This window comes from Macrococcus sp. GL_134 (genome assembly GCF_057834705.1).
The window spans coordinates 1,689,340-1,714,997 of sequence record NZ_CM174409.1 but is presented as its reverse complement, the minus strand read 5'-3'; the positions used below and the strand labels follow the sequence as shown (position 1 = coordinate 1,714,997).

19 protein-coding genes, 4 tRNA genes and 3 rRNA genes are annotated in these 25,658 nt (G+C 44.6%); 20 read left to right on the top strand and 6 right to left on the bottom strand.

Annotation, left to right across the window (positions count from 1 at the left end; genetic code table 11):
- Nucleotides 1-91 precede the first annotated feature (91 nt).
- From AC3IPL_RS08980 to tsaD, 11 genes are all read left to right on the top strand, one after another.
- Nucleotides 92-175, top strand: a tRNA-Leu gene (locus AC3IPL_RS08980).
- A 17-nt stretch (nt 176-192) separates the two neighbouring features.
- Nucleotides 193-266, top strand: a tRNA-Gly gene (locus AC3IPL_RS08975).
- Nucleotides 267-435: 169 nt separating this feature from the next.
- A 16S ribosomal RNA gene (locus AC3IPL_RS08970) occupies nt 436-1,990 on the top strand.
- A 92-nt stretch (nt 1,991-2,082) separates the two neighbouring features.
- Nucleotides 2,083-2,159 (top strand) — tRNA-Ile (locus AC3IPL_RS08965).
- A 28-nt stretch (nt 2,160-2,187) separates the two neighbouring features.
- Nucleotides 2,188-2,263, top strand: a tRNA-Ala gene (locus tag AC3IPL_RS08960).
- 140 nt (nt 2,264-2,403) lie between these two features.
- A 23S ribosomal RNA gene (locus AC3IPL_RS08955) occupies nt 2,404-5,328 on the top strand.
- A gap of 76 nt (nt 5,329-5,404) precedes the next feature.
- A 5S ribosomal RNA gene (gene rrf, locus AC3IPL_RS08950) occupies nt 5,405-5,519 on the top strand.
- Together the 16S, 23S and 5S rRNA genes with 4 tRNA genes alongside form the textbook arrangement of a ribosomal RNA operon.
- 183 nt (nt 5,520-5,702) lie before the next feature.
- Nucleotides 5,703-6,164, top strand: coding sequence for a tRNA (adenosine(37)-N6)-threonylcarbamoyltransferase complex ATPase subunit type 1 TsaE (gene tsaE / locus AC3IPL_RS08945; RefSeq protein WP_489240731.1), 462 nt, complete (start codon nt 5,703-5,705; stop codon nt 6,162-6,164).
- Nucleotides 6,145-6,810 carry a tRNA (adenosine(37)-N6)-threonylcarbamoyltransferase complex dimerization subunit type 1 TsaB gene (gene tsaB, locus AC3IPL_RS08940; RefSeq protein ID WP_489240730.1) on the top strand — a complete coding sequence of 222 codons (666 nt, stop codon included), beginning with the start codon at nt 6,145-6,147 and terminating at the stop codon, nt 6,808-6,810. Before tsaE ends, tsaB begins: the two co-directional genes overlap by 20 nt.
- An 11-nt stretch (nt 6,811-6,821) precedes the next feature.
- On the top strand, nt 6,822-7,250 hold the full coding sequence (gene rimI / locus AC3IPL_RS08935) for a ribosomal protein S18-alanine N-acetyltransferase (protein WP_489242335.1): 429 nt from the start codon (nt 6,822-6,824) through the stop codon (nt 7,248-7,250).
- Nucleotides 7,243-8,238: a tRNA (adenosine(37)-N6)-threonylcarbamoyltransferase complex transferase subunit TsaD gene (gene tsaD / locus AC3IPL_RS08930; protein ID WP_489240729.1), complete on the top strand. Its 996-nt coding sequence runs from the start codon at nt 7,243-7,245 to the stop codon at nt 8,236-8,238. The genes rimI and tsaD overlap by 8 nt, the downstream gene beginning before the upstream one ends.
- A gap of 233 nt (nt 8,239-8,471) precedes the next feature.
- Here tsaD and AC3IPL_RS08925 read toward each other — a convergent pair whose 3' ends face one another.
- A complete protein-coding gene (locus tag AC3IPL_RS08925; RefSeq protein WP_489240728.1) occupies nt 8,472-10,397 on the bottom strand; it encodes an ABC-F family ATP-binding cassette domain-containing protein in 1,926 nt (641 codons plus the stop codon).
- A gap of 152 nt (nt 10,398-10,549) precedes the next feature.
- On the opposite strand from AC3IPL_RS08925, the gene AC3IPL_RS08920 reads away from it, so the two are divergent.
- From AC3IPL_RS08920 to AC3IPL_RS08900, 5 genes are all read left to right on the top strand, one after another.
- Nucleotides 10,550-11,182 carry a redox-sensing transcriptional repressor Rex gene (locus AC3IPL_RS08920; protein WP_489240727.1) on the top strand — a complete coding sequence of 211 codons (633 nt, stop codon included), beginning with the start codon at nt 10,550-10,552 and terminating at the stop codon, nt 11,180-11,182.
- A gap of 11 nt (nt 11,183-11,193) precedes the next feature.
- Nucleotides 11,194-11,391, top strand: coding sequence for a twin-arginine translocase TatA/TatE family subunit (gene tatA, locus AC3IPL_RS08915; protein WP_489240726.1), 198 nt, complete (start codon nt 11,194-11,196; stop codon nt 11,389-11,391).
- A gap of 53 nt (nt 11,392-11,444) precedes the next feature.
- The gene (gene tatC, locus AC3IPL_RS08910) at nt 11,445-12,203 is read left to right on the top strand and encodes a twin-arginine translocase subunit TatC (RefSeq protein ID WP_489240725.1); all 759 of its coding nucleotides are present in this window, start codon (nt 11,445-11,447) and stop codon (nt 12,201-12,203) included.
- 75 nt (nt 12,204-12,278) lie between these two features.
- Nucleotides 12,279-13,769 (top strand): glycoside hydrolase family 32 protein, encoded by a 1,491-nt coding sequence (locus AC3IPL_RS08905; RefSeq protein WP_489240724.1) that lies wholly within the window; start codon nt 12,279-12,281, stop codon nt 13,767-13,769.
- Nucleotides 13,770-13,773: 4 nt separating this feature from the next.
- Complete coding sequence (locus AC3IPL_RS08900; protein WP_489240723.1) at nt 13,774-14,607, top strand: MurR/RpiR family transcriptional regulator; 834 nt, start codon at nt 13,774-13,776, stop codon at nt 14,605-14,607.
- Between the two features lie 46 nt (nt 14,608-14,653).
- Here the strand turns inward: AC3IPL_RS08900 and AC3IPL_RS08895 are convergent, their stop codons facing one another.
- The gene (locus tag AC3IPL_RS08895; RefSeq protein WP_489240722.1) at nt 14,654-15,289 is read right to left on the bottom strand and encodes a nitroreductase family protein; all 636 of its coding nucleotides are present in this window, start codon (nt 15,287-15,289) and stop codon (nt 14,654-14,656) included.
- Nucleotides 15,289-16,176: a VOC family protein gene (locus AC3IPL_RS08890; RefSeq protein WP_489240721.1), complete on the bottom strand. Its 888-nt coding sequence runs from the start codon at nt 16,174-16,176 to the stop codon at nt 15,289-15,291. The genes AC3IPL_RS08895 and AC3IPL_RS08890 overlap by 1 nt, the downstream gene beginning before the upstream one ends.
- A gap of 226 nt (nt 16,177-16,402) precedes the next feature.
- Between AC3IPL_RS08890 and AC3IPL_RS08885 the strand changes: the two genes are divergently transcribed.
- Nucleotides 16,403-17,254, top strand: coding sequence for an LPXTG cell wall anchor domain-containing protein (locus AC3IPL_RS08885; RefSeq protein ID WP_489240720.1), 852 nt, complete (start codon nt 16,403-16,405; stop codon nt 17,252-17,254).
- A gap of 41 nt (nt 17,255-17,295) precedes the next feature.
- On the opposite strand, the gene AC3IPL_RS08880 is transcribed toward AC3IPL_RS08885, so the two are convergent.
- Nucleotides 17,296-18,993: a M3 family oligoendopeptidase gene (locus AC3IPL_RS08880; protein ID WP_489240719.1), complete on the bottom strand. Its 1,698-nt coding sequence runs from the start codon at nt 18,991-18,993 to the stop codon at nt 17,296-17,298.
- Nucleotides 18,994-19,113: 120 nt separating this feature from the next.
- On the opposite strand from AC3IPL_RS08880, the gene AC3IPL_RS08875 reads away from it, so the two are divergent.
- On the top strand, nt 19,114-20,562 hold the full coding sequence (locus AC3IPL_RS08875) for a phosphate--AMP phosphotransferase (RefSeq protein ID WP_489242334.1): 1,449 nt from the start codon (nt 19,114-19,116) through the stop codon (nt 20,560-20,562).
- 71 nt (nt 20,563-20,633) lie between these two features.
- Here the strand turns inward: AC3IPL_RS08875 and mroQ are convergent, their stop codons facing one another.
- Nucleotides 20,634-21,404 (bottom strand): intramembrane glutamic endopeptidase MroQ, encoded by a 771-nt coding sequence (gene mroQ / locus AC3IPL_RS08870; protein WP_489240718.1) that lies wholly within the window; start codon nt 21,402-21,404, stop codon nt 20,634-20,636.
- A gap of 171 nt (nt 21,405-21,575) precedes the next feature.
- On the opposite strand from mroQ, the gene groES reads away from it, so the two are divergent.
- Nucleotides 21,576-21,860 carry a co-chaperone GroES gene (groES, locus tag AC3IPL_RS08865; RefSeq protein WP_489240717.1) on the top strand — a complete coding sequence of 95 codons (285 nt, stop codon included), beginning with the start codon at nt 21,576-21,578 and terminating at the stop codon, nt 21,858-21,860.
- A 52-nt stretch (nt 21,861-21,912) separates the two neighbouring features.
- A complete protein-coding gene (gene groL, locus AC3IPL_RS08860; RefSeq protein WP_489240716.1) occupies nt 21,913-23,532 on the top strand; it encodes a chaperonin GroEL in 1,620 nt (539 codons plus the stop codon).
- A gap of 549 nt (nt 23,533-24,081) precedes the next feature.
- Here groL and AC3IPL_RS08855 read toward each other — a convergent pair.
- Nucleotides 24,082-25,506: an MDR family MFS transporter gene (locus AC3IPL_RS08855; protein WP_489240715.1), complete on the bottom strand. Its 1,425-nt coding sequence runs from the start codon at nt 25,504-25,506 to the stop codon at nt 24,082-24,084.
- Nucleotides 25,507-25,658: the final 152 nt, after the last annotated feature.

The following is a 25,658-nucleotide window of genomic DNA, read 5'->3' as shown; positions in this document are numbered from 1 at the left end:
AAAATAATTAAAAGTGTTGACTTAACAACTGATAAGTAATATAATAAATCTTGTCGCTAAAACAGACAAACATAGTAATGCCGACTAACGCGCGGTCGTGGCGGAACGGCAGACGCGCTAGGTTGAGGGCCTAGTGGGAGTTAATCCCGTGGAGGTTCAAGTCCTCTCGGCCGCACTAATCATTTTAAATAAGCGGGTGTAGTTTAGTGGTAAAACCTCAGCCTTCCAAGCTGATGTTGTCGGTTCGATTCCGATCACCCGCTCCATATAAACTTATTGATGAACATTGAAAACTGAATGACAATATGTCAACGTTAATTCCAAATAAGACTGCGATTTTAATCGCTAGTCGCATTTGCGAACTCGGGCAGCCGAGTTTGTACAATGTCAAGAGTGATTGGCTCAACCAATCAAAGAGCTTTTATCAAACAAACTATTATGGAGAGTTTGATCCTGGCTCAGGATGAACGCTGGCGGCGTGCCTAATACATGCAAGTCGAGCGGACAGACAGGAGTGCTTGCACTCCTTAAAGTCAGCGGCGGACGGGTGAGTAACACGTGGGTAACCTACCTATAAGACTGGGATAACTTCGGGAAACCGGAGCTAATACCGGATAATATGTTTCACCTCATGGTGAAACAGTGAAAGACGGTTTCGGCTGTCACTTATAGATGGACCCGCGGCGCATTAGCTAGTTGGTGAGGTAACGGCTCACCAAGGCGACGATGCGTAGCCGACCTGAGAGGGTGATCGGCCACACTGGGACTGAGACACGGCCCAGACTCCTACGGGAGGCAGCAGTAGGGAATCTTCCGCAATGGACGAAAGTCTGACGGAGCAACGCCGCGTGAGTGAAGAAGGTTTTCGGATCGTAAAACTCTGTTGTAAGGGAAGAACAAGTACGTTAGTAACTGAACGTACCTTGACGGTACCTTACCAGAAAGCCACGGCTAACTACGTGCCAGCAGCCGCGGTAATACGTAGGTGGCAAGCGTTATCCGGAATTATTGGGCGTAAAGCGCGCGTAGGCGGTCTCTTAAGTCTGATGTGAAAGCCCCCGGCTCAACCGGGGAGGGTCATTGGAAACTGGGAGACTTGAGTGCAGAAGAGGAGAGTGGAATTCCATGTGTAGCGGTGAAATGCGCAGAGATATGGAGGAACACCAGTGGCGAAGGCGGCTCTCTGGTCTGTAACTGACGCTGAGGTGCGAAAGCGTGGGGATCAAACAGGATTAGATACCCTGGTAGTCCACGCCGTAAACGATGAGTGCTAAGTGTTGGGGGGTTTCCGCCCCTCAGTGCTGCAGCTAACGCATTAAGCACTCCGCCTGGGGAGTACGGTCGCAAGACTGAAACTCAAAGGAATTGACGGGGACCCGCACAAGCGGTGGAGCATGTGGTTTAATTCGAAGCAACGCGAAGAACCTTACCAAATCTTGACATCCTCTGACAACTCTGGAGACAGAGCGTTCCCCTTCGGGGGACAGAGTGACAGGTGGTGCATGGTTGTCGTCAGCTCGTGTCGTGAGATGTTGGGTTAAGTCCCGCAACGAGCGCAACCCTTATCTTTAGTTGCCATCATTCAGTTGGGCACTCTAGAGAGACTGCCGGTGACAAACCGGAGGAAGGTGGGGATGACGTCAAATCATCATGCCCCTTATGATTTGGGCTACACACGTGCTACAATGGATGGTACAAAGGGCAGCAAAACCGCGAGGTCAAGCAAATCCCATAAAACCATTCTCAGTTCGGATTGTAGTCTGCAACTCGACTACATGAAGCTGGAATCGCTAGTAATCGTAGATCAGCATGCTACGGTGAATACGTTCCCGGGTCTTGTACACACCGCCCGTCACACCACGAGAGTTTGTAACACCCGAAGCCGGTGGAGTAACCTTTTAGGAGCTAGCCGTCGAAGGTGGGACAGATGATTGGGGTGAAGTCGTAACAAGGTAGCCGTATCGGAAGGTGCGGCTGGATCACCTCCTTTCTAAGGATTATACGGAAAAGGAATCCATGAGATTCCTTCGGAATTGACGTCTGACATATTGTATTCAGTTTTGAATGTTTATACATTCAAATGGGCCTATAGCTCAGCTGGTTAGAGCGCACGCCTGATAAGCGTGAGGTCGATGGTTCGAGTCCATTTAGGCCCACCATTAATAGTTTAATATATTCCAGTGATTTGGGGGCTTAGCTCAGCTGGGAGAGCGCCTGCTTTGCACGCAGGAGGTCAGCGGTTCGATCCCGCTAGTCTCCACCATTATTTTAAAATGTACCTTGAAAACTAGATAAGCAATGAAGAAGAAAAAAGATTTTACCAAGCAATACCGAGTGAGTTCATTTTATGAATTCTTGAAATCGCGCGTCTGCATTCATGCAGACATCACATTATTAATAACAGATTAAGTTATTAAGGGCGCACGGTGGATGCCTTGGCACTAGAAGCCGATGAAGGACGTTACTAACGACGATATGCTCTGGGGAGCTGTAAGTAAGCTTTGATCCAGAGATTTCCGAATGGGGAAACCCAGCATGAGTCATGTCATGTTATCCATATGTGAATACATAGCATATGAGAAGGCACACCCGGAGAACTGAAACATCTAAGTACCCGGAGGAAGAGAAAGAAAACTCGATTCCCTGAGTAGCGGCGAGCGAAACGGGAAGAGCCCAAACCAGAGTGCTTGCACTCTGGGGTTGTAGGACACTCAATACGGAGTTACAAAGGAACAGTTTAGACGAATGATTTTGGAACAATCAACCAGAGAAGGTAAAGGTCCTGTAGTCGAAAAACTGTCCCCTCCTGAGTGGATCCTGAGTACGGCGGAACACGTGGAATTCCGTCGGAATCCGGGAGGACCATCTCCCAAGGCTAAATACTCTCTAGTGACCGATAGTGAACCAGTACCGTGAGGGAAAGGTGAAAAGCACCCCGGAAGGGGAGTGAAATAGAACCTGAAACCGTGTGCTTACAAGTAGTCAGAGCCCGTTAATGGGTGATGGCGTGCCTTTTGTAGAATGATCCGGCGAGTTACGATTTGATGCAAGGTTAAGCAGTGAATGCGGAGCCGCAGCGAAAGCGAGTCTGAACAGGGCGAATGAGTATCAGGTCGTAGACCCGAAACCAGGTGATCTACCCATGTCCAGGTTGAAGTTCAGGTAACACTGAATGGAGGACCGAACCGACTTACGTTGAAAAGTGAGCGGATGAGGTGTGGGTAGCGGAGAAATTCCAATCGAACCTGGAGATAGCTGGTTCTCTCCGAAATAGCTTTAGGGCTAGCCTCGCATGATGATTACTGGAGGTAGAGCACTGTTTGGACTAGGGGCCCCCCTCGGGTTACCGAATTCAGACAAACTCCGAATGCCAGATAATTTAATGCGGGAGTCAGACTGCGGGTGATAAGGTCCGTAGTCGAGAGGGAAACAGCCCAGACCACCAGCTAAGGTCCCAAAATATATGTTAAGTGGAAAAGGATGTGGCGTTGCCCAGACAACTAGGATGTTGGCTTAGAAGCAGCCATCATTTAAAGAGTGCGTAATAGCTCACTAGTCGAGTGACGCTGCGCCGAAAATGTACCGGGGCTAAACATATTACCGAAGCTGTGGATTGTCCTTACGGACAATGGTAGGAGAGCGTTCCAAGGGCGTCGAAGCATGACCGCAAGGACATGTGGAGCGCTTGGAAGTGAGAATGCCGGAGTGAGTAGCGAAAGACGGGTGAGAATCCCGTCCACCGATTGACTAAGGTTTCCAGAGGAAGGCTCGTCCGCTCTGGGTTAGTCGGGACCTAAGCCGAGGCCGACAGGCGTAGGCGATGGATAACAGGTAGATATTCCTGTACCACCTAAGATTGTTTGAACGATGGGGGGACGCAGAAGGATAGGCGATCGTACTGTTGGTTATGTACGTCCAAGCATCAAGACTGAGCATCAGGCAAATCCGGTGCTCATCAAGGTTGAGATGTGACGGGGAGCGAAATTATAGTAGCGAAGTCGTTGATTTCACACTGCCAAGAAAAGCCTCTAGTTAGAAATTAGGTGCCCGTACCGCAAACCGACACAGGTAGTCAAGATGAGAATTCTAAGGTGAGCGAGCGAACTCTCGTTAAGGAACTCGGCAAAATGACCCCGTAACTTCGGGAGAAGGGGTGCTTTTTAGGGTGCAAGCCCTGAAGAGCCGCAGTGAATAGGCCCAAGCGACTGTTTATCAAAAACACAGGTCTCTGCAAAACCGTAAGGTGACGTATAGGGGCTGACGCCTGCCCGGTGCTGGAAGGTTAAAAGGAGTGGTTAGCATCTGCGAAGCTACGAATTGAAGCCCCAGTAAACGGCGGCCGTAACTATAACGGTCCTAAGGTAGCGAAATTCCTTGTCGGGTAAGTTCCGACCCGCACGAAAGGCGTAACGATTTGGGCACTGTCTCAACGAGAGACTCGGTGAAATCATAGTACCTGTGAAGATGCAGGTTACCCGCGACAGGACGGAAAGACCCCGTGGAGCTTTACTGCAGCCTGATATTGAAATTCGGCACAGCTTGTACAGGATAGGTAGGAGCCTTTGAAGCGTGAGCGCCAGCTTACGTGGAGGCGCTGGTGGGATACTACCCTGGCTGTGTTGACTTTCTAACCCGCACCACTTATCGTGGTGGGAGACAGTGTCAGGCGGGCAGTTTGACTGGGGCGGTCGCCTCCTAAAGAGTAACGGAGGCGCTCAAAGGTTCCCTCAGAATGGTTGGAAATCATTCGCAGAGTGTAAAGGCACAAGGGAGCTTGACTGCGAGACCTACAAGTCGAGCAGGGTCGAAAGACGGACTTAGTGATCCGGTGGTTCCGCATGGAAGGGCCATCGCTCAACGGATAAAAGCTACCCCGGGGATAACAGGCTTATCTCCCCCAAGAGTTCACATCGACGGGGAGGTTTGGCACCTCGATGTCGGCTCATCGCATCCTGGGGCTGTAGTCGGTCCCAAGGGTTGGGCTGTTCGCCCATTAAAGCGGTACGCGAGCTGGGTTCAGAACGTCGTGAGACAGTTCGGTCCCTATCCGTCGTGGGCGTAGGAAATTTGAGAGGAGCTGTCCTTAGTACGAGAGGACCGGGATGGACATACCTCTGGTGTACCAGTTGTCGCGCCAGCGGCATAGCTGGGTAGCTATGTATGGACGGGATAAGTGCTGAAAGCATCTAAGCATGAAGCCCCCCTCAAGATGAGATTTCCCAACTTCGGTTATAAGATCCCTCAAAGATGATGAGGTCAATAGGTTCGAGGTGGAAGCACAGTAATGTGTGGAGCTGACGGATACTAATCGATCGAAGACTTAATCAATTTTATAGATTATCGGCATTGCCGGTTGAATCTCTTCTTCATGCCTATCTAGTTTTGAGGGTATATTCCCCGTCTGTCTGGTGACGATGGCAGAGAGGTCACACCTGTTCCCATACCGAACACAGAAGTTAAGCTCTCTAGCGCCGATGGTAGTTGGACTGACGTCCCGTGAGAGTAGGACGTTGCCGGGCAGAAATATGATGCGATGAGCCGCACTCGAGACCGTTCAGGTCTCTTTTTTTTGCGTTCTTCCGATTGATCTGTGATAAGGCCGCGACTTTTCAATCAATTTGTCATCAACAATGGCCAAATCATAAGATGTTCAACCCTTCAAGATGTTACAATAGATATTATTAATTAACGTAGGTGAATGTATGAAACTGATAATCAACTCTTTAGAAGAAATGAAAACACTATCATCACATTTGGCGCATCTTGCATCGCCTGATGATGTTTATTTATTGAAAGGTGATCTTGGAGCAGGGAAGACGACGTTCAGTCAGTTTTTCGGTCAAGCACTGGGTGTGAACAAAACAATCAGCTCACCGACCTTTACGATTATTAAAAGCTATTCAGGACGGCTTCCTTTTCATCATATGGACTGTTACAGACTAGAGGATAGTGATGAGGATCTAGGTTTTGATGATTACTTCTACGGTGAAGGTGTGACGCTTGTTGAATGGCCGCAGATGATTGAAGAATTTCTGCCCCCCGGCTATTTAACGTTGACTATTGAACGGATTTCAGATGATTCACGCCAAGTGACTGTTGAAGCGCACGGGGCGCATTACGAAAATTTACTGGAGGCTTTAACTCATGAAATTACTCCATATTGATACAGCGAATCAGCCGTTATCTGTCAGTGTCAGTGATGGTATCGAAGTACTTGCTGAATTCAACAGTGCCAAAAAGATCAATCATTCTATTACATTGATGCCTGCAATTGAATATGTGATGACCTATGCAGGACTTCAGATGAGTGATCTTGAAGGTATTGTTGTCAGCAAGGGGCCGGGTTCTTATACTGGACTCCGCATTGGTGTGACGACTGCTAAGACGCTTGCTTATACACTTAATATTCCATTATATGCTGTTTCATCATTGAAAGCACTCGCGGCTACGGTCAGAATGCATGAATTTCTGCTGGTTCCTGTCATTGATGCACGACGCGACGCGATTTATACGGGGATCTATCGATACAAAGGTATCCATATCGAAACTATTAAGGAAGACAGCTACATGACGATTGATGAACTGAATGATTATTTAAAGGTACAGCATTTACCCTATATGTTTCTTGGTATGGATGCCATCAAGTTGAAAGATCAGTTAAAAGGGCCGTATTTCTACTGTATTCCTAGAAGTGTGGAAATGCGCCGCTTAATTGACACCACACAAGATGCAGTCGATGTTCATACATTTGAACCGACTTATTTAAGAATATCGGAGGCAGAACGCAATTGGCTGAACAATCGGGATTGACTATAAGAAAAATGACTGTCCATGATGTCTCTGCAGTCTACGATATTGAACAGAAGAGTTTTCCGTCCGGCTCATGGACGCAGGATGCTTTCTATCACGAACTTGAGAAAAATGAGTTTGGTCATTATTTTGTCATGACTTTGGATGAACGAGTGATCGGTTACCTTGGGCTGTGGATTGTCATTGACCAAGCACAGATCACGACGGTAGCTATCGATGAATCACTGCGTGGTTATGGATACGGGCAGCTGCTTCTTGAATACGTGATGAACTACGCACGCGAAAGTTGTGAAATGATGAGCCTTGAAGTCCGCGAAGAAAATGTCGCGGCAAGACATGTGTATGAAAAATTAGGATTTTCGTATGGTGGTATAAGAAGAAATTATTACGGTGAAGGCCAGGATGCGAAAGTCATGTGGGTGAGGTTAAGAGATGAATGATATAACAATTCTAGCAGTAGAAACTAGCTGTGATGAAACAGCGGTCAGTGTGGTTAGAAATGGCCGTGAAGTGTTAAGTAATAGTGTGAACAGTCAGATTGAGTCACATCAGCGTTTTGGTGGGGTTGTGCCTGAGGTTGCGAGCCGTCATCACGTCGAAAATATTACGCTTGTCATTGAAGATGCTTTGAACGCAGCGGATGTATCGATGGATGACATCGATGCGGTTGCAGTCACTGAAGGTCCGGGTCTCATCGGTGCGCTGCTGGTCGGTATCAATGCAGCAAAAGCACTCGCCATCAGTCATAATAAACCGCTGATTCCCGTCCATCATATTGCCGGTCACATATACGCGAATCATATTGTAACGCCGTTGACATTCCCGCTTCTGGCACTCATCGTCTCAGGGGGACATACAGAACTAGTTGTGATGCGTGATCATCTTGATTTTGAAGTGATCGGTGAGACGCGTGATGATGCAGTGGGAGAGGCTTATGACAAAGTGGCCCGCACTATCAATCTCCCGTATCCAGGCGGGCCTCAAGTCGATCGTCTGGCGGCTGCAGGGCGTGATACATTGAACTTTCCGAGACCGATTCTTGACGGCTATGACTTCAGTTTCAGCGGCTTGAAGAGTGCTGTCATCAATACACTGCATAACAAAAAGCAGAAGGGGGAAGAAGTGGACCCGGCAGACGTCGCAGCCAGCTTTCAGGCAAGTGTGGTCGATGTGCTGACTCAGAAGACATTCGAAGCACTTGAAGCATATCAAATTCAAGAATTGATTGTCTGCGGCGGCGTTGCAGCTAACAGTGGTCTGCGACAGCGTCTGACTGAAGCAGCAGGAGACCGTATAGTGCTGCATATTCCACCGCTCAATCTCTGTACAGATAATGCTGCAATGATCGGTGCTGCCGCTTATTTCTTATATCTACAGCAGCAGTTCACAGATTTCAGCTTAAACGGCAAAAGTTCAATGGATTTATAAGACATGGAGACATGTCTTTTTTGTTGATTTTCATCATTTGTAAACAGAACATACGTACCTGTACACAAGTTGTTAACATATTGTGTATAAGTTCAGCGCTGTTAGTCATTTTACACGAAAATAAACCGATGAAATTAGTAATAATCTGTGGATAACTAGGATAACTTTGTGGATTGCTTTATTTACCTTATTTAGTTTGTGGATAACAATGTGTACAAAAAAAGAACCGGAAATTACTCCGATTCTTCAAGAATTGCTTCAAGCTCTGCCCATTGGTCCATGGCAGATTCCAGCTTTTCCTGCGCAGCTACCATTTTTTGGTGCAGTTCATAGCTTTTCTGACTGTCATTGAATATATCCGGCAGCGTCAATGTCTGTTCGATATCTGCAATCAGTGCTTCCTGTGCTTCGATATCCTGTTCGAGCTTAAGCCGCGTACGCTCCATCTTGCGGCGCTCTTTTCGCATCTGTTTGTTATCTTCATAGCTGGTCGACTCAATTAAAGCCGCGTCTATTTCACGTTCTTCAAAGGCTTCATGGGCGGCACGTTCTTCTTCTTTTTCGGTGAAGTATGTGTAATCGCCGAGGAATATGGCCGCACCTTCTGAAGTTACATTGAGTACTTTTGTGGCGATACGGTTGATGAAGTAGCGGTCGTGCGATACGAACAGCACAGTTCCAGCATAGTGGATGAGTGCTTCTTCCAGTATTTCTTTTGCATCGATGTCCAGATGGTTGGTCGGTTCATCAAGTATGAGAACATTGTTATTTTCAAGACTGAGTTTAGCGAGCTGCAGCCGTGCTTTCTCGCCTCCTGATAAGTCATTGATGGCTTTCTTGACGTCGTCCTGGACGAACAGGAAGCGGCCGAGTACTGCGCGAATATCTTTCTCCGGCATCGTCGGATAATACTGCCACAGTTCTTCCAGCACTGTATTCGTAGAACTGAATTCTGCCTGTTTCTGATCATAGTAGCCGATAGACACATTGGCACCATATTTAATATCGCCGCTAAGAGCAGGGAGCCGTTTCGCGATTGTCTTGATCAGCGTTGTCTTACCGATACCGTTCGGGCCAATGACAGCAATCGCATCCTGTTTTTTGACGTCAAATGAAATCGGTGCTGTAATCGGCGCATCGTAGCCGACTTCCAGCGCAGTTGCCGTCAATACGTCGTTGCCTGATTCACGGTCTATTCTGAAATTCAAGTTGAGGGAATGGTCATCGAGTTTAGGCGCTTCGATCCGGACCATCTTCTCAAGAACTTTGCGCCTGCTTTTTGCCATGCCTGATGTCGAGGCACGCGTAATATTTTTCTGTACGAACGTTTCAAGACGCTCAATTTCCGCCTGCTGCCGCTCGTATTCCGCTGTCATTTTTTCATAGAAAGCATCACGTTCTACTATGAATTTCGAATAGTTGCCGACATATTTTGTGACGCGGCCGAGTGCTACATCATATACCGTGCTGACCACTTTGTCCAAAAAGAAACGGTCATGAGATATGACGATGATCGCACCTTGATAAGTCAGTAAATAATTTTCGAGCCATGCAGTGGTCTGCATATCCAGATGGTTGGTCGGCTCATCGAGCAGCAGCAGGTCTGGTTCCTGCAGCAGCATTTCAGCGAGTGCAAGACGTGTTTTCTGACCCCCGGAGAAATAATCAATCTTCTGATTGAAGTCATCTTCAGTGAAATTCAAGCCGGTCAGCACCGTTTTGATTTTATGATCGTATTTATAACCATCTTCTGCTTCGAAGGCGGCCTGTAGTTTTTCGTATTCTGCCAGCTTGTTCTGATAGGCTTCACTGTCAGCATGTGCACTTTGACCACTTAAATAATCGGCGATACTCTGTAATTTCTTTTCCATCTCAACAAGATGAAGAAATGGTTTCATCATGGCTTCATACACTGTACCATCAGCATTCAATGTCATCTGCTGCGTCAAATAGCCCATGCGGATGTTTTTCGCGAGCATTAAGTGACCGCTGTCGTAGCTTTCCACACCTGCTAATATTTTCATCAATGTCGTCTTACCGGCACCATTCCTGCCGACTATGGCAACGCGGTCATTGGTTTTTATTTCGAATTTGACATCGGTGAACAGTGTGTCACCTGCAAATGATTTAGTTAATTGGCTTGCCTGTAAAAGAATCATGTTTTCCACCTCTATTGTATTTTACATGAATAATGCGTGAGTGGGAACGTCAAACCATGTCACATAACTTTCACATAGTAAACAGCCGTGCTGCATGGTATAATGAAGTGCTGTGAATTATATCACATATTTATAGAAACTGGGTGATCAGGATGTCCAAAAATGAAATGAAAATTCCTAAAGCCACCCTTAAACGATTACCGCTTTATTATCGATTCGTGGACACATTGTATAATTCCAATGTGGACCGCGTCTCATCCAAGGAATTAAGTGAAGGCCTGCAGATTGATTCAGCGACCATCAGACGGGATTTTTCTTACTTTGGTGAACTCGGTAAGAAAGGATACGGCTATAACGTCTCTTACCTGCTTAATTTCTTCAAGACGACGTTGCAGCAGGATGTGATAACGAAGGTGGCAATCATTGGAGTGGGTAACCTTGGAACTGCTTTAGTCAATTATAACTTCACGGTCAGTGACCGTATGCAGATTGCGGCGGCTTTTGATGCTGATCCAACTGTGATTGGCAAGCAGATAGGCAATATCAACGTTCAAGATATCGAACACTTTGAGGTCAGTATTGTTGAGCAGAATATTCAAATTGTGATTCTCACAGTTCCAGGAGCTGCTGCCCAGTCACTAGCAAATCGAGTGACAAAAGCAGGAATAAAAGGTATATTAAACTTTACACCGGAACGTTTGACAGTACCTGCTGGTATATACGTTCATCATATTGATTTAGGCATAGAATTACAGTCGTTAATATTCTTTATGAAAAATCATTAGGAGGAAGATAGATGTTCTTGATCTCTACATTAGGTTTTGCTTCACCAACGATTCTCGTATTTCTTGGTATCATTGCCTTGATTATATTTGGTCCTAAGAAATTGCCGGAATTCGGCCGCGCTATGGGTTCTTCACTGAAAGAATTCAAAGATGCGACAGACGGCATTATGAAAGACCATGACAAAGACGATAAAGACGTTCGTAAATAAGCTGAAAACGGCAGGTGTTTGCCGTTTTTTTTATGAGGAGGGAGATACCTCAAATGAATAAAGATGATTTAACCATTGTAGAACATTTAGAAGAGTTGAGAAAACGATTGATGATCATCGCTTATTTTCTTGCAGGTGGTGTACTCATCGGGTTCTTTTTCGGTAAAAGAGTCACTAAGTTTTTAACGAAAGATGATCTGCCAAGTGAAATCACATTGAACTATTTCAAAGTGACAGATCCATTGACCATCTATATTACGGTGATCATGCTGATTGCGATCATCATCATTTCACCCGTCATTCTATACCAGTTATGGGCATTTGTATCGCCCGGCCTGCATCCGAAAGAACGAAAAGCGACGCTCAGCTACATTCCTGTCAGCATCGTGCTGTTTCTGATCGGACTGACGTTCAGCTATTTGGTCATCTTCCCGTACATGATTCACTTTACGATTGGTCTCGCGTCTGAAATGGGAGTCAATCAATTGATCGGCGTCAGGGAATACTTCAATGAACTGCTGAAGTTCACCATTCCGTTCGGGTTTGTCTTCCAGCTGCCGATTTTATTGTTGTTTTTGACGAGACTGGGTATTATTTCACCGGCATTTCTTAAGAAAAACCGAAAATATGCTTATTTCATATTGATGGTACTCGCAGCTATTATCGCACCACCGGATGTCATCACGTATATCATCTTTGTGCTGCCGATGATGCTGCTGTATGAAGTCAGCATCCATATTAGTAAGATTGGGTACAGGCAGTTCTTAAAAGGGGAACAACAGCAGCTTGAAGAAGAACTCAATAAAGATTAACCATCTCGAAGCGGGATGGTTTTTTTTTGTCTTCATGCTAAAATGATAATGAGATCACAAGAAGGAGTCATGACAATGGAATGGACGAGAGAGATGCGTTACAGAAAGTTGACCGAAGTACCTGAAGCGGAGTATCAGGAGCTGCTCGAGCAGACAAAGCGTGCACCGTGGCGTCAGCATTATCATATTCAGCCGCCGACAGGACTACTGAACGATCCCAATGGTTTTGTCTATTATAACGGGGAATATCATCTATTCTATCAATGGTTTCCACTAGGTGCAGTTCACGGAGTCAAATACTGGTATCACCTGACTTCACAAGACTTGGTGACTTTTACATCGCACGGGGTGGCACTGGCACCAGACACAGCATTTGATTCTCATGGCGTATTCAGCGGGTCTGCCATCGTGGTAGATGATGAGTTGAACCTCGTGTATACAGGGAACCATAGAACAGCTGACTGGGAGCGGATTCCTTATCAGCTCACAGCGGTACTTAATGCAGATGGTGATTTCATTAAGCGTGAACGCCCGATCATTACAGGTCCGCATAAAGGATATACGGAACATTTCAGAGACCCAAAAGTATGGTATGAAGACGGATACTATGCGGTAATCGGTGCGCAGCGCAGCAACGAGACAGGAACTATTGTAGTGTACCGCTCTAATGACTTTAAGGACTGGGCATTTGTCTCTGAACTGAAGACAGATTATACAGATTTCGGCTACATGTGGGAGTGTCCTGATTACTTTGAACTGGATGGTCATGATGTTGTCCTGTTCTGCCCGCAAGGCATTGATAAATATGAAGATCAGTTCTGGAATATATATCAGTCAGGTTATTTGATAGGTAAGCTGGACAAAGAGAATTTCATTATGACTCACGGCGACTTCACTGAGCTGGATAATGGCTTTGATTTCTATGCGCCGCAGACGACATGCGACAAAGACGGCAGACGGATTCTTATCGGCTGGATGGGTCTGCCTGATACTGATTATCCAACTGATAAAGATAATTGGGCGCATTGTCTGACATTGCCGCGTGAGTTGACGATTGAACAGGGCAGGCTGAAACAACGGCCGCTGAAATCGCTGGAGCGCCGCCGCGGCACTGTCGAGACGGCGGAAGGTTATGCTATGAAACATAACATCAAACTGCATCCGTATGAAGGTCACTGCTATGAGCTGATTGTTGATATTCTGGATAATGAATCGACGGAATTTTATATTGAACTCAGAGTATCTAAACGAGAAGCGACCCGGCTTATCTATAACACATTAGAGCGCCGGTTCACACTCGACCGCACAGACAGCGGTGCTCTCAGCCGGGACGTTGACGGAACTACACGTTCAGTCGTGCTGGACAGCGATCTAAAGCAGCTGCAAATATTTGTAGATGAGTCGAGCATTGAAATCTTCCTGAACGACGGAGAACGGGTGATGACGTCTAGAATCTTCCCATCTGACGATGCAACAGGAATCAGAACATCGACCGAATCAGGGCAAGTGTACTTCAAATTTACGAAATACGATTTATCAAATCCACCTGAGTCATCAAGGAGGTAGCTGGATGTTCTCGGTATGGCATGAGATATCAGAGAAGAGTGTGACCTTTACCCCTGCTGATAAGAAACTGGCAGCTGTCATTATGGTATGTCCGGAACAAGTGATTGAGCTGACCATCAAACAGCTGGCAGAACGTGCAGAAACGAGTGAAGCGGCTATCGTCCGTTTCAGCCGCAAAATAGGGCTTTCCGGCTATCGTGAGCTGAAGCTGAAGCTTGCACGTGAGCTGGACGATACGCATGTCGAACTGAACAATCATAAAGTAATGCTGGAAGACAGTACACAAGTACTGACACAAAAAGTATTCAATAATGCGATCAGTGCTCTTGCTAGAACCGAGAAACTGATGAAGGCTGATGATCTACAGGCGGCAGCAGAATTGATCAGTGGTTCCAGCCAGCTGCTGCTGGTAGAGTCAGCAGAAATGACTGTGATGAGGGATTTCAAAACAAAGCTGATGACACTGAATAAACGGGCAGATGTCGTCACTCATTACAGCACAGCGGCAGTCATCATGGCACACATGAAGCAGGAAGATACAGTGATTGTATCGGTCGCAGTCAATGATGATAGTCAGCGCGCAGTGATAGAACAAGCTGCAGCCAAAGCATTGAATATCATCATGCTCTGTCAGACAGAACAGCATCCGCTGCGGCCATACGCAGACGTTGTCCTCCTTACATCAGCTGAAGAAAATCAGCAGCATATCGCGATGATGAACGGCCGTATCATCCAGTTCGTTGTTCTCGACTGTCTGTACATGAAACTGCGGCAAATGATGTCAGAAACGGTGACCCATTACATATCGGGAATGACCCGTCCCACTCATGCAAAATAAACAGGCAGCCTATCAGGCTGCCTGTTTGACGTCGTACAAAGATCAATTATTTTTTGATGATCAGACGGTTTTCTACTGGTGCGATTTCTTTAGGACCTGGCGCTGAACCAATTGAACCGAATGGCATTTGAGCAATCAATTTCCAAGTTTTTGGTAAGTCGAATGCTTCGTATACTGCTTCGTCGATAACGCCGTCGTAATGCTGCAGTGAAGCACCGAGATCTTTCACAGCAAATGCTGTCCAGATGCCGTATTGGTGCATCGCATTTGTTTGCTGGCTCCATACAGGGAATTTATCTGCATAGTCAGGAGCTTGTTCCTGCATTCCTTTGATGACGCCTGTATCTTCAAAGAATAATACAGTTCCGTAACCTGCTTTGAAGCTGTTGATTTTTTGTTCAGTTGCTGAGAAGTCACGGTCCGGTCCCATGATGTCTTTTAATGCATCTTTTGTTAAATCCCAGAGTTTTTTGTGGTTATCGTTCAAGAGCAGAACGATTCTTGTACTTTGTGAGTTGAATGCTGAAGGCACAAATTTAATAGCTTCTGTTAATACTTGTTCAATTTCTTCATCGGAAATAGGTGATTTTGGTTCAAGATGATAGATTGAACGTCTCTTCTCCATAGCACCTTCTAAATGTTTGTAATCTGCTTTGTCTGTTTTTTTGCTGAATAATCCCATTATAGTCGCTCCTTAGTAGTGTTAGACTGATGCTGCCCTTTCCTGTACATGACTCGGATACCGATACCATTCGGATCTCTTACTAGTTCTGAATTCCCGTCACGTTCAGTTGTTAATCCTAATTCCGTCAATTTATTTTTGAAATACTCAAAATCTTCACCATTCGGGAAGTTGATTTCGTATTTGCGAAGACCTGGATCGGTCAGTTCTGGTGAGTTTACTGCATGACCCCATGTGTTTAAGCCGAGATGGTGATGATAACCAGCGGCACTCATAAATGCTGCTTGTGCACCGTACGTCGTCATAATATCGAATCCGAAGATATCTTCGTAAAACTTGATAGTCTGTGGTAATTCTTTTGTTGATAAATGCACGTGACCCATGATTGTCTCAGGAGGAAGTCCAGCAAAAGCTGTCCCATCATTGGCATCAAGTACTCCTTGATAGTCCATCTCAACAGTGCCCATATCAATATGACCGTTGTCCTGATAAGTCCAGTCAGTTGCAGGACGGTCATGATAAATTTCAATACCATTCCCTTCAGGGTCCTGCAGATATAGTGCTTCTGATACAAAATGGTCACTTGCTCCGCTTAACGGGTACTGTGTCTGAATCAAGTGTTTAAAGATATTACCGAGCGCTGTCCGTGACGGAACGAGAAATGCCATATGATAGAGACCCGCCTGGCGCTCTTTTCGAGGTGCTGCTGTTTCGTAAAGATAAACGAGAGGTTGTTCATCTGCACCGAGCGCTATATAATCCGCCTGACGGTCAAGTACTTTCAATCCAAGGATCTCTGTGTAAAATTTAATGGAATTATCCATAAAGTTAACGTTCAAATGCACGGCACCTATATGAGTGTCAGTGCTGAAATATTTGATGTCCATAAGCACTCCTTGATATATATTTTATACTTGATATATTTATTATACTATATAACTTTGAATTGTAAAGAGGTTAACTCAAATATTTTAAAAAGTTTATTTAAATTTACAATAAAGATGTGTCAGAAGTATATACATTATTAAGAATAGATAACAAAATACCATCTTTATGGAAATAGGTAATTTTATCTTATATAATTGGGATAACCATAAATTGGAGGAATCATACATGCATAAGTTCAACTATAATATTTGTTTAACAGTGCTTTTGTCTGGTGCGCTGGTGAGTTCTACAACTTATGCTGCTGAATCAGAAAAAAACATAACACCGAGTGATACTATGGAGATCGTTGCTACTGAAGTTGCAACAGCCGAGGACAATAATGAAGCTATTGAAGTCGTTTCAACTGAAATTCCAGTGACAGAATCGTTAACAACAGACGAACCTGACAATGACACTGTTACGGAACAGGAGACTTCAGAACTCCCGGAGACTGCAGAACCGGAAACAGCAGAACCAGAAACTGAAGTCGTGACAACACCTGAGGTACAACCTGAGAGCGAAATACCACCGACTCAGCCGGTACCATCTGTGCCGACAGAGTTACCCGTCACTGAACGTCCTACGACTGAAGAACCTCAGACTGAAGAACCATCGACAGAACCACCCGTCTCTAATGAAGCAGTAGAACATCCAGCTGCTCCTACTACCGAAATTCCTACAGTAGAACCACCGGCAGCACATATACCGGAACCGACTCCTGCACGCGAGACGGATAACAAGCATCAGATCAAACCCGGCAAGTTTTCTCCTCATGCAGGAGAGCAGTATTACCGTTCATTAGATGAGAAAGTCAGCCAACTCGTCACGCAAAAAGTAGACAAAATTGACGAAAAGAAATCTAAAGTGAAAGACAAAGACAGTAAGAAAGATAGCAAAAAAGACAAAAAACAGGACAGTAAGCAGAAAAAGATGACAGCACTCCCTGATACAGGTGAGAATGCAGGCATTGCACTGCTCGGTTTCGCCCTGCTTTCAATCGGCCTGTTATTCCTGCGCAGAACAACCGCTGAGAAATAACAAAAACGGAAGTCCCAATAGCGGGACTTCCGTTTTTGTAATTAAAACTGTGAATCATCGATATTGTCAATATAGTCTTCAAGGTAGTTCATAATATCTGATAATGTTCCTTGTTCAAATGGTGAATTCAAATGCGCTTCTTTGACAAGTGCATTGAACGGCAGCGATCCACCTAATCGACATAACTTCAAGTAATCCTGCCATGCTGAATCGAAATCTTCACGGCTGCGTTTAAAGAACTGGAACGCACAGACTTGTGCAAGAGTATAGTCAATATAATAGAAAGGTGAATTGAAGACATGTCCTTGACGGTGCCACAGTGATCCTTCTGATAATGGATAAATACCGTCGTAGTCGCGGTGCGGTAAATATTTCTCTTCAAGTTCTGTCCATACTTGGCGGCGTTCTTCAGGCGTCATCTCAGGGCGTTCGTAAACGCGGTGCTGGAACTCATCGATAGCAACACCGTACGGAAGAAACTGTACTGCATCTCCAATATGCTTATATTTGAATTTGTCAGCGTTATTGAAGAATAGGTCAAGCCATGGGTATGTGAAGAATTCCATGCTCATCGAATGGATTTCACATGATTCGTGTGTCGGCCATAAATAATCCGGTACTTCCTGGTCGCGTGATGAGTAGACTTGGAAGGCATGACCTGCTTCATGTGTCAGCACGGTGATGTCATGATCAGTCGTATTGAAGTTCGCAAAAATAAATGGTGCATTATAGTTGTCGATAAACGTACAGTAGCCGCCTGCTTCTTTGCCTTTTTTCGCTTCGACATCAAACAATTGGCGGGACATCATGAAATGATAGAATTCACCCGTCTCAGGGCTCAGTGCTTCATACATTTTTCGCCCGTTCTCCAATATGACAGCCGGTTCGTCTTTTGGATTTTCATTTCCGCTGAGGAAGAGGATCGGTTCGTCATAATATTTGAGCTTGTCAACACCGATACGCGCTGCCTGACGGTCATATAATTTTGTCGCGAGTGGCACGACATGTTCTCTGATCTGATCGCGGTAACTGCTGACCATATGCTGATCGTAGTCGATACGCTGCATACGCATATAGCCGAGCTCAATAAAGTTATCGAACCCTAGCTTCAAGGCAATGTCATGACGAACTTTGACAAGTCTGTCATAAATATCATCAAATGCTTCGAGGTTGGCACTCATGAACTCCTGCACTTTTAACGCTGCTTCTTTGCGGACAGCACGGTCTGTTGACTGCGTGTATGGCCCCATCTGTGCAAGGTTTAACTGCTTGCCGTCATAGTCGATTTCTGCACTGGCGATGAGCTTTGAGTATTCACTGCTGATTTTGTTTTCCTCATTGATCAAGTCCTTGACTTCATCAGAATATGAATTGACGATGTTATAAGCAAGACTGAATAGCTGCGAACCTAATTGTTCTTCAAGTGCATCTTTGAACGGACTTGATGTCAATGCTTTGAAGTAATCTGCTTCCAGCGCAGCAAGCTGTGCCGCATTGTTATCAAAATAATCACGTTCATCAGAATAGAACTGATCGTTGGTATCAATCGATGCACGAATCATAGCGAGTGAATAGTTCGTATTGATATCGTTGCGGACGTGATTCAATTCTTTGATCACTTCAAGCTGTGCGTCGGCTGAATCTGCAGCGTTAAATTTATCGATCAACGCATCAAATGCTTTTTTAGTCGCACCTAGATCAGGACGAGTGTAAGTGTAATCATTAAAAGTCGTAGTCATGAAAATCCTCCTTTGTTTAGCTAACTTAATCTTACAATATTCGTTCGGGTTTTGAAATGTTTTAAAAACATTTTTTAAAATGTGTCATGTGATATGATGATATGAAAAGGGGATGATATGATGACAAAAATCAATGAAGAATTGGCGGTTAGAACAGCAGAACTGATTCGATTGACACATGATGCCAAAATACCGGTCATGATTTTATTTGAAGGCGTCGCAGCATCGGGTAAATCACGGTTGTCTAATGAACTACTGCTAACACTGGATGCGAAATATACTCAGTTCTATGCCACTAAGACGCCGACTGCTGAAGACCTCCGCATGCCGTTTCTATTTCCTTACTGGAAGAGCCTTCCTAAAAGAGGGGATGTAACGATATATTTCCGGAGCTGGTATGCGAGTCTACTCGACTATGAGGTGCAGGGCTTAAAGAAAGAGCTGTACCAGGGTTACACCATTCTGCTGAAAGAAATCGCAGGCTTTGAGAAGATGCTGTTAAATGACGGCTATGAAATCATTAAATTCAATGTTGAAATCAACGATAAAAAGCGTGAGGAACATATTCAGAAAACTAAGGACAATCCGCTGACACGCTGGAAAGCTGAAGAATTTGAACACGCTATTCCGACAGAAACTTATCTTAAAGGCATGAAAAAATTAATCAAAGCGACAGATGATATTTCACCTTGGACAAATATCACTTATGATGAGCGCAATCAAGCTATCAACGACATGTACGAAGTCATCATCGAACGTCTGGAAGCAGCGCTTAAAACGCATGACGAACAGCAAAAAGAGGCTGTGGACGGCAAGTTCACTGAAGATTTCAAGACCGAGCTATTTGTCGATGCTGAAGACAAAATATCTAAAAAAGATTATAAAAAACAGCTGCCTGAACTACAGGACCGCATGCGTGAACTACAGTATGCACTCTATGATAAAAAAATCCCGCTCATCCTTGTCTATGAAGGGATGGATGCAGCAGGAAAAGGCGGTAACATTAAACGCGTCCGTGAACGACTCGACCCGACAGGTTACGAAGTAAATGCTATTTCTGCACCGACAGAAACAGAGCTCAGCTATCCATATTTATGGCGATTTGCGGTCGATCTCCCGAGAACAGGTCATATCGAAATTTTTGACCGCAGCTGGTATGGACGCGTGCTTGTGGAGCGTGTCGAAGGCTTTGCGAGTACAGCAGAATGGCAGCGGGCGTACGATGAAATCAAAGATTTTGAGGAGAGCCTCATCATAGAAGGGGCGATTGTCATCAAGTTCTTCCTTGTACTGGACAAAGAAGAGCAGCTGAAACGTTTTGAAGAACGTGAGAATACGCCTGAAAAACAATGGAAGATTACAGAAGAAGATTGGCGTAACCGTGAGAAATGGGACATTTATCTGGAAGCGAGTCATGATATGATCAAGAAGACATCAACTGATGACGCGCCGTGGGTGATCATTCCGGCCAATAACAAAAAAGCAGCGCGTATTAAGGCATTGAAGACGATTATTGAACAGTGTGAAAAACGACTCGATATTAAAGATGAGGATAAGAACAAAAAGTAATGACAGCAACTCAAATCTCGTCAAAGGAAGTCCCGGTGGGTTCACCGGGACTTCCTTTGACGAGATTTTTATTAAGCTATGAATAATCTGGCTGCTGCCCAGATGAACTGCGTAGAGATCTTGGCCTTTTCCGCTGCATCTTCAAGCTGTTCACTGAAACCGAGTTGAACCAATACGACAAATGAATTCATTGCCATATGTGCGGCAATCGGCACTATGATCCGGCGTGTCGCTACATATAGTCCGGCAAAGACAAATGCCATCCCCATGTAGATCAACGTATGGTCAAAATCATTGTGAGCAGCTGAAAAGATGAATCCGCTGATGGCACCGGCAATAATGAATGCCGCAAAGCGTGGGAGTTTGATCCATTCGTAGAGTTCACCGAATATCACTTTGCGGAAGACGAATTCTTCTAGAATCGGTCCAACAACTGCAATCAGTATAATGAATACAGGGAACTGCTGGGCGATGGACAGAATGTCAGTCGTATTCTGACTTTCGATCGGCTGCTTCAGAAGATAGACATTGATCATATTCATGATCATCTGTACAAAGAGCGCTAGAAATAGCCCTGCAATCATCCAAGTGATAGTATACCGCCAGTTTTCTTTTGAAGAGCGTTCCAATCTCGTCTCATTGACAATCGCCCGGTTGATGAAAAATACGAGGATGGAAGCGACGATGAAGCCGCCGACAAGAAACGGAATGGTTTTTGCGAATAATTCATCAGATGTAAGGCCGGCATTTCTATATAAGAACACTGGGATTAATGATGACAACTGAGATGCAGCATAAATAAGGACAATTAAAATGTTTGCAAAGAGACGTCTGATTTTCATGGTTTGCTCCTTTAATTCAATATACTGTCTTATTGTACATGATATTTTGTGAGCCGTAAAAAAAATACAGCAAAATAATTGCTTTTTTGACCTTCTTTGATTATTATTTAATTGTTAGCACTTCAAATAAAAGAGTGCTAAGTCATTTTAAAATTCTGAGGAGGAACTATCGTGTTAAAACCATTAGGTAATCGAATCGTAGTTGAAAAAACTGAAAAAGAACAGACAACAGCAAGTGGTATCATCTTGACTGAATCAGCTAAGGAGAAGTCAAATGAAGGCACTGTCGTCGCTGTAGGACCCGGACGTTTATTGGATAACGGAACACGGGGTGAAATGGAAGTTTCAGTTGGCGACCGCATCGTTTATTCTCAGTTCGGCGGTACTGAAGTAAAACTCGGTGAAGAGACATATTTAGTACTTTCAGAAGATGACGTCATAGCAATTGTACAATAATGATTAGAAAATTTCTTAATAGAGTGATGATCAAACAGGAGGAATGACTATAATGGCTAAAGAACTTAAATTTTCAGAAGATGCAAGACGCTCAATGCTTGCAGGTGTTGATAAATTAGCAGACGCAGTAAAAGTGACATTAGGACCAAAAGGACGTAACGTCGTTTTAGACAAAAAATTCGTAGCTCCGTTAATTACAAACGACGGTGTGACTATCGCGAAAGAAATCGAACTTGAAGATCCCTATGAAAATATGGGCGCTAAACTTGTTGCAGAAGTAGCGAATAAAACCAATGAAATCGCTGGGGACGGTACCACAACAGCGACAGTACTTGCACAGGCAATGATTCAAGAAGGCTTGAAAAACGTGACAAGCGGTGCTAATCCTGTTGGTATCCGTCAAGGAATTGACAAAGCAGTCGCAGTGGCTCTCGAAGAATTAAAAGCGATTTCTAAAGAAGTGTCAAGCAAAGAAGAAATCGCACAAGTCGGTGCTATCTCAGCTGCTGACGAAGAAATCGGTCAGTTCATCTCTGAAGCGATGGAAAAAGTCGGTAACGACGGTGTCATCACTATCGAAGAATCTAAAGGGTTCAAAACAGAACTTGAAGTCGTAGAAGGGATGCAGTTTGACCGAGGTTACGCGTCACCTTATATGGTCACAGACTCAGATAAGATGGTCGCAGACCTCGATAATCCTTATATTTTAATTACAGATAAGAAGATATCTTCATTCCAGGATATTCTGCCGATCTTAGAGCAGATTGTTCAAACATCACGTCCATTATTGATTGTTGCTGAAGATGTAGAAGGTGACGCACTGACAAATATCGTCTTGAACCGCCTGCGTGGCACATTCACAGCAGTCGCAGTTAAAGCACCAGGCTTCGGTGACCGCCGTAAAGCAATGCTTGAAGATTTAGCGATTTTGACAGGCGGTCAAGTCATCACTGACGATTTAGGTCTTGAACTGAAAGAAACTTCTATTGACATGCTCGGTACAGCAGCAAAAGTTCATGTCACTAAAGACGATACAACAATCGTTGAAGGTGCAGGCGACTCAAATAATATCGATGCACGTGTCGGACAATTAAAAGCACAGATTGAAGACACATCTTCTGAATTCGACAAAGAAAAATTACAGGAACGTCTAGCGAAACTAGCAGGCGGTGTAGCAGTCATCAAAGTCGGAGCAGCAACAGAAACAGAGCTGAAAGAACGTAAATTACGTATCGAAGATGCACTGAATTCTACACGCGCAGCAGTAGAAGAAGGTATTGTCGCAGGCGGTGGTACAGCATTAGTGTCTATCTACAACAAAGTAGCAGCAGTAGAAGCAGCAGGCGACGTTGCAACAGGTGTGAAAATTGTCTTGAAAGCACTTGAAGCACCAATCCGTCAGATTGCTGAAAATGCAGGTCTTGAAGGATCCGTCATTGTTGAGAAAATTAAACATGCTGAAACAGGTGTCGGTTACAACGCAGCAACAGATGAATGGGTGAACATGATTGAAGCAGGTATCGTCGATCCTACGAAAGTGACACGTTCAGCATTACAAAACGCAGCATCCGTCGCAGCAATGTTCCTGACAACAGAAGCGGTCGTCGCAGAAATCCCTGAAAAAGAAGCAGCACCAGACATGGGAATGGGCGGCATGCCGGGGATGATGTAGTTCAGCATCGTCTTTATACAAAAGAAACCTCTTTTCAATGTCATTGAAAAGAGGTTTCTTTTGATTTACTTAACGATGGTTAGAATTATTCGGAAATGATGAGATACTCACAATTTATAAGGCTGTTTGCCGATTACATACTTAAACAACAGGAAGTCACGTAATAGTGTGCCAATACCAATACAGCAGGCGACGACAATAAATGCAGAGAAAGGAATGAACACTAACGTATCCCTCTGAAATCGTTCAGTGTACGTAAATATCGAATCTAATATAATCGGATGGAACAAGTAAATGAATAAGCGTTGATCTGAGCAGTGGTTTTCGGCATAAATGCTATCAATGTCGTACTGAACCGAAGTATTAACAGAAACATTGCCATCGTAAACAAAATAGTCCCATAATTAAAGATGCTGACCATCAGACGCCGTCATTATACCGCTCTATATCAAGAGGCGTGTTGTCTATTTCCCTGATGACCTGAAAAATTTTGAGCCGCACCACTACGGTACATTCAAATATGAACGCATCATCAAGACGAAATAAATATTAAGCCTGTTGTTCCAGTCCACTTCTTTTCAAGAAGAAGGTCAATATAAATGAAATGAGAATGATAACTGAGGCAACGATAAATGAAAAGTTGATGCCTGAAAGAGTCGCCTGACGCGTCAATTCATCGATGTTATCACGACCGAACTGCCCGATGAGCTGCTGCAGCTTCGTATGCGTATAATTCTGCATTAATGTAATGAGAAGCGCTGTTCCTACAGCCCCCGAGACTTGATTCAACATGGAATTAATGGCAGAACCATGAGGCATCAAGCGGTTGGGCAATGAGTTCAGACCGTTCGTCATCACCGGTGTCATCACAAGAGACATACCGAATGCACGTAAAGAATAGATGGTGATGATATGAGCATAAGACGATTCGAAATTCAGACGACTGAACAAAAATGTCGTCACCGTGGTAATGAAAAGACCCGTCATGGCAAGTTTTCTTGGACCGAGCATATCAAATAATTTGCCGGAGATGGGGCTCATCAGTCCCATAATAATAGCTCCAGGAAGCAGCAGCAGTCCCGTGTCCACCGGACTGAATGCTCTTAAATTCTGTAAGTAAATCGGCATCAGCAGCATACCTGAAAAAAGTGCCATGTTCATGGTGCCGACAATAAGAGAGGCTAATGTAAACATCGAATATTCATACACTCTGAAGTCCAGCATTGGTATTGATAAGTTCAGCTGACGCTTCACATAGTAAAATAATGTGACAAAGCCGACAACTACGGCGACAATGACATCAGGCTGCAGCCAGCCTTTGTTCCCGGCTGCACTGAAACCATATAGAATACCACCGAATGCGAATGTCGATAGAACGATAGACAAGACATCGATGTTAATTGAAGTTGTGTCACTATGTTTCGGCAGCCGTATATAGGCTACAAGAAGTACGATTAATATAATCGGTATGATCATGTAAAACAAGTAATGCCAGCTATAATACTGTACGACAAATCCCGATAATGTCGGTCCGATAGCCGGAGCAAAGAACATCACTAATGTGAATATCCCCATAACAGTGCCTCGTTGCCTTGGAGGGAAGCTGGTCATCATAATATTCATGAGCAGCGGCATCATAATCGCCGCACCAGCAGCCTGGATCATTCGTCCTAATATTAGTATTGAAAATACAGGTGAAAACCCAGCAATGATTGTTCCGGCCAAAAACAGCAGCATAGCGGTCAGGAACAATTGTCTGGCAATGAATCGCTGCATCAAGAAAGCAGTGGTCGGTATGACTATACCATTGACCAGCATATAGCCGGTAGTAACCCACTGGACAGTTGCGGTCGTCACATTGAAATCATCCATGATAGATGGAAGTGCTACGTTCAGAAACGTATTTGAAAGAAAGGCGATAAAGGCGCCTGACATTAAAACAGCAATCAGCTGGTAATCTGGTTTGTTCTGCATATAAGTATCCTCTCTTAGTTTCATGTGAGCCACATATTTTAACTTATTACCATGATAACAAATTTCAGTGGCAAAGGCTGTTAAGTGAGCCGTTCTGGTAAAGAAAGAGGGTTGAAGAAATAAAAGGAAAATGACATGATGGTTTCTTTTAT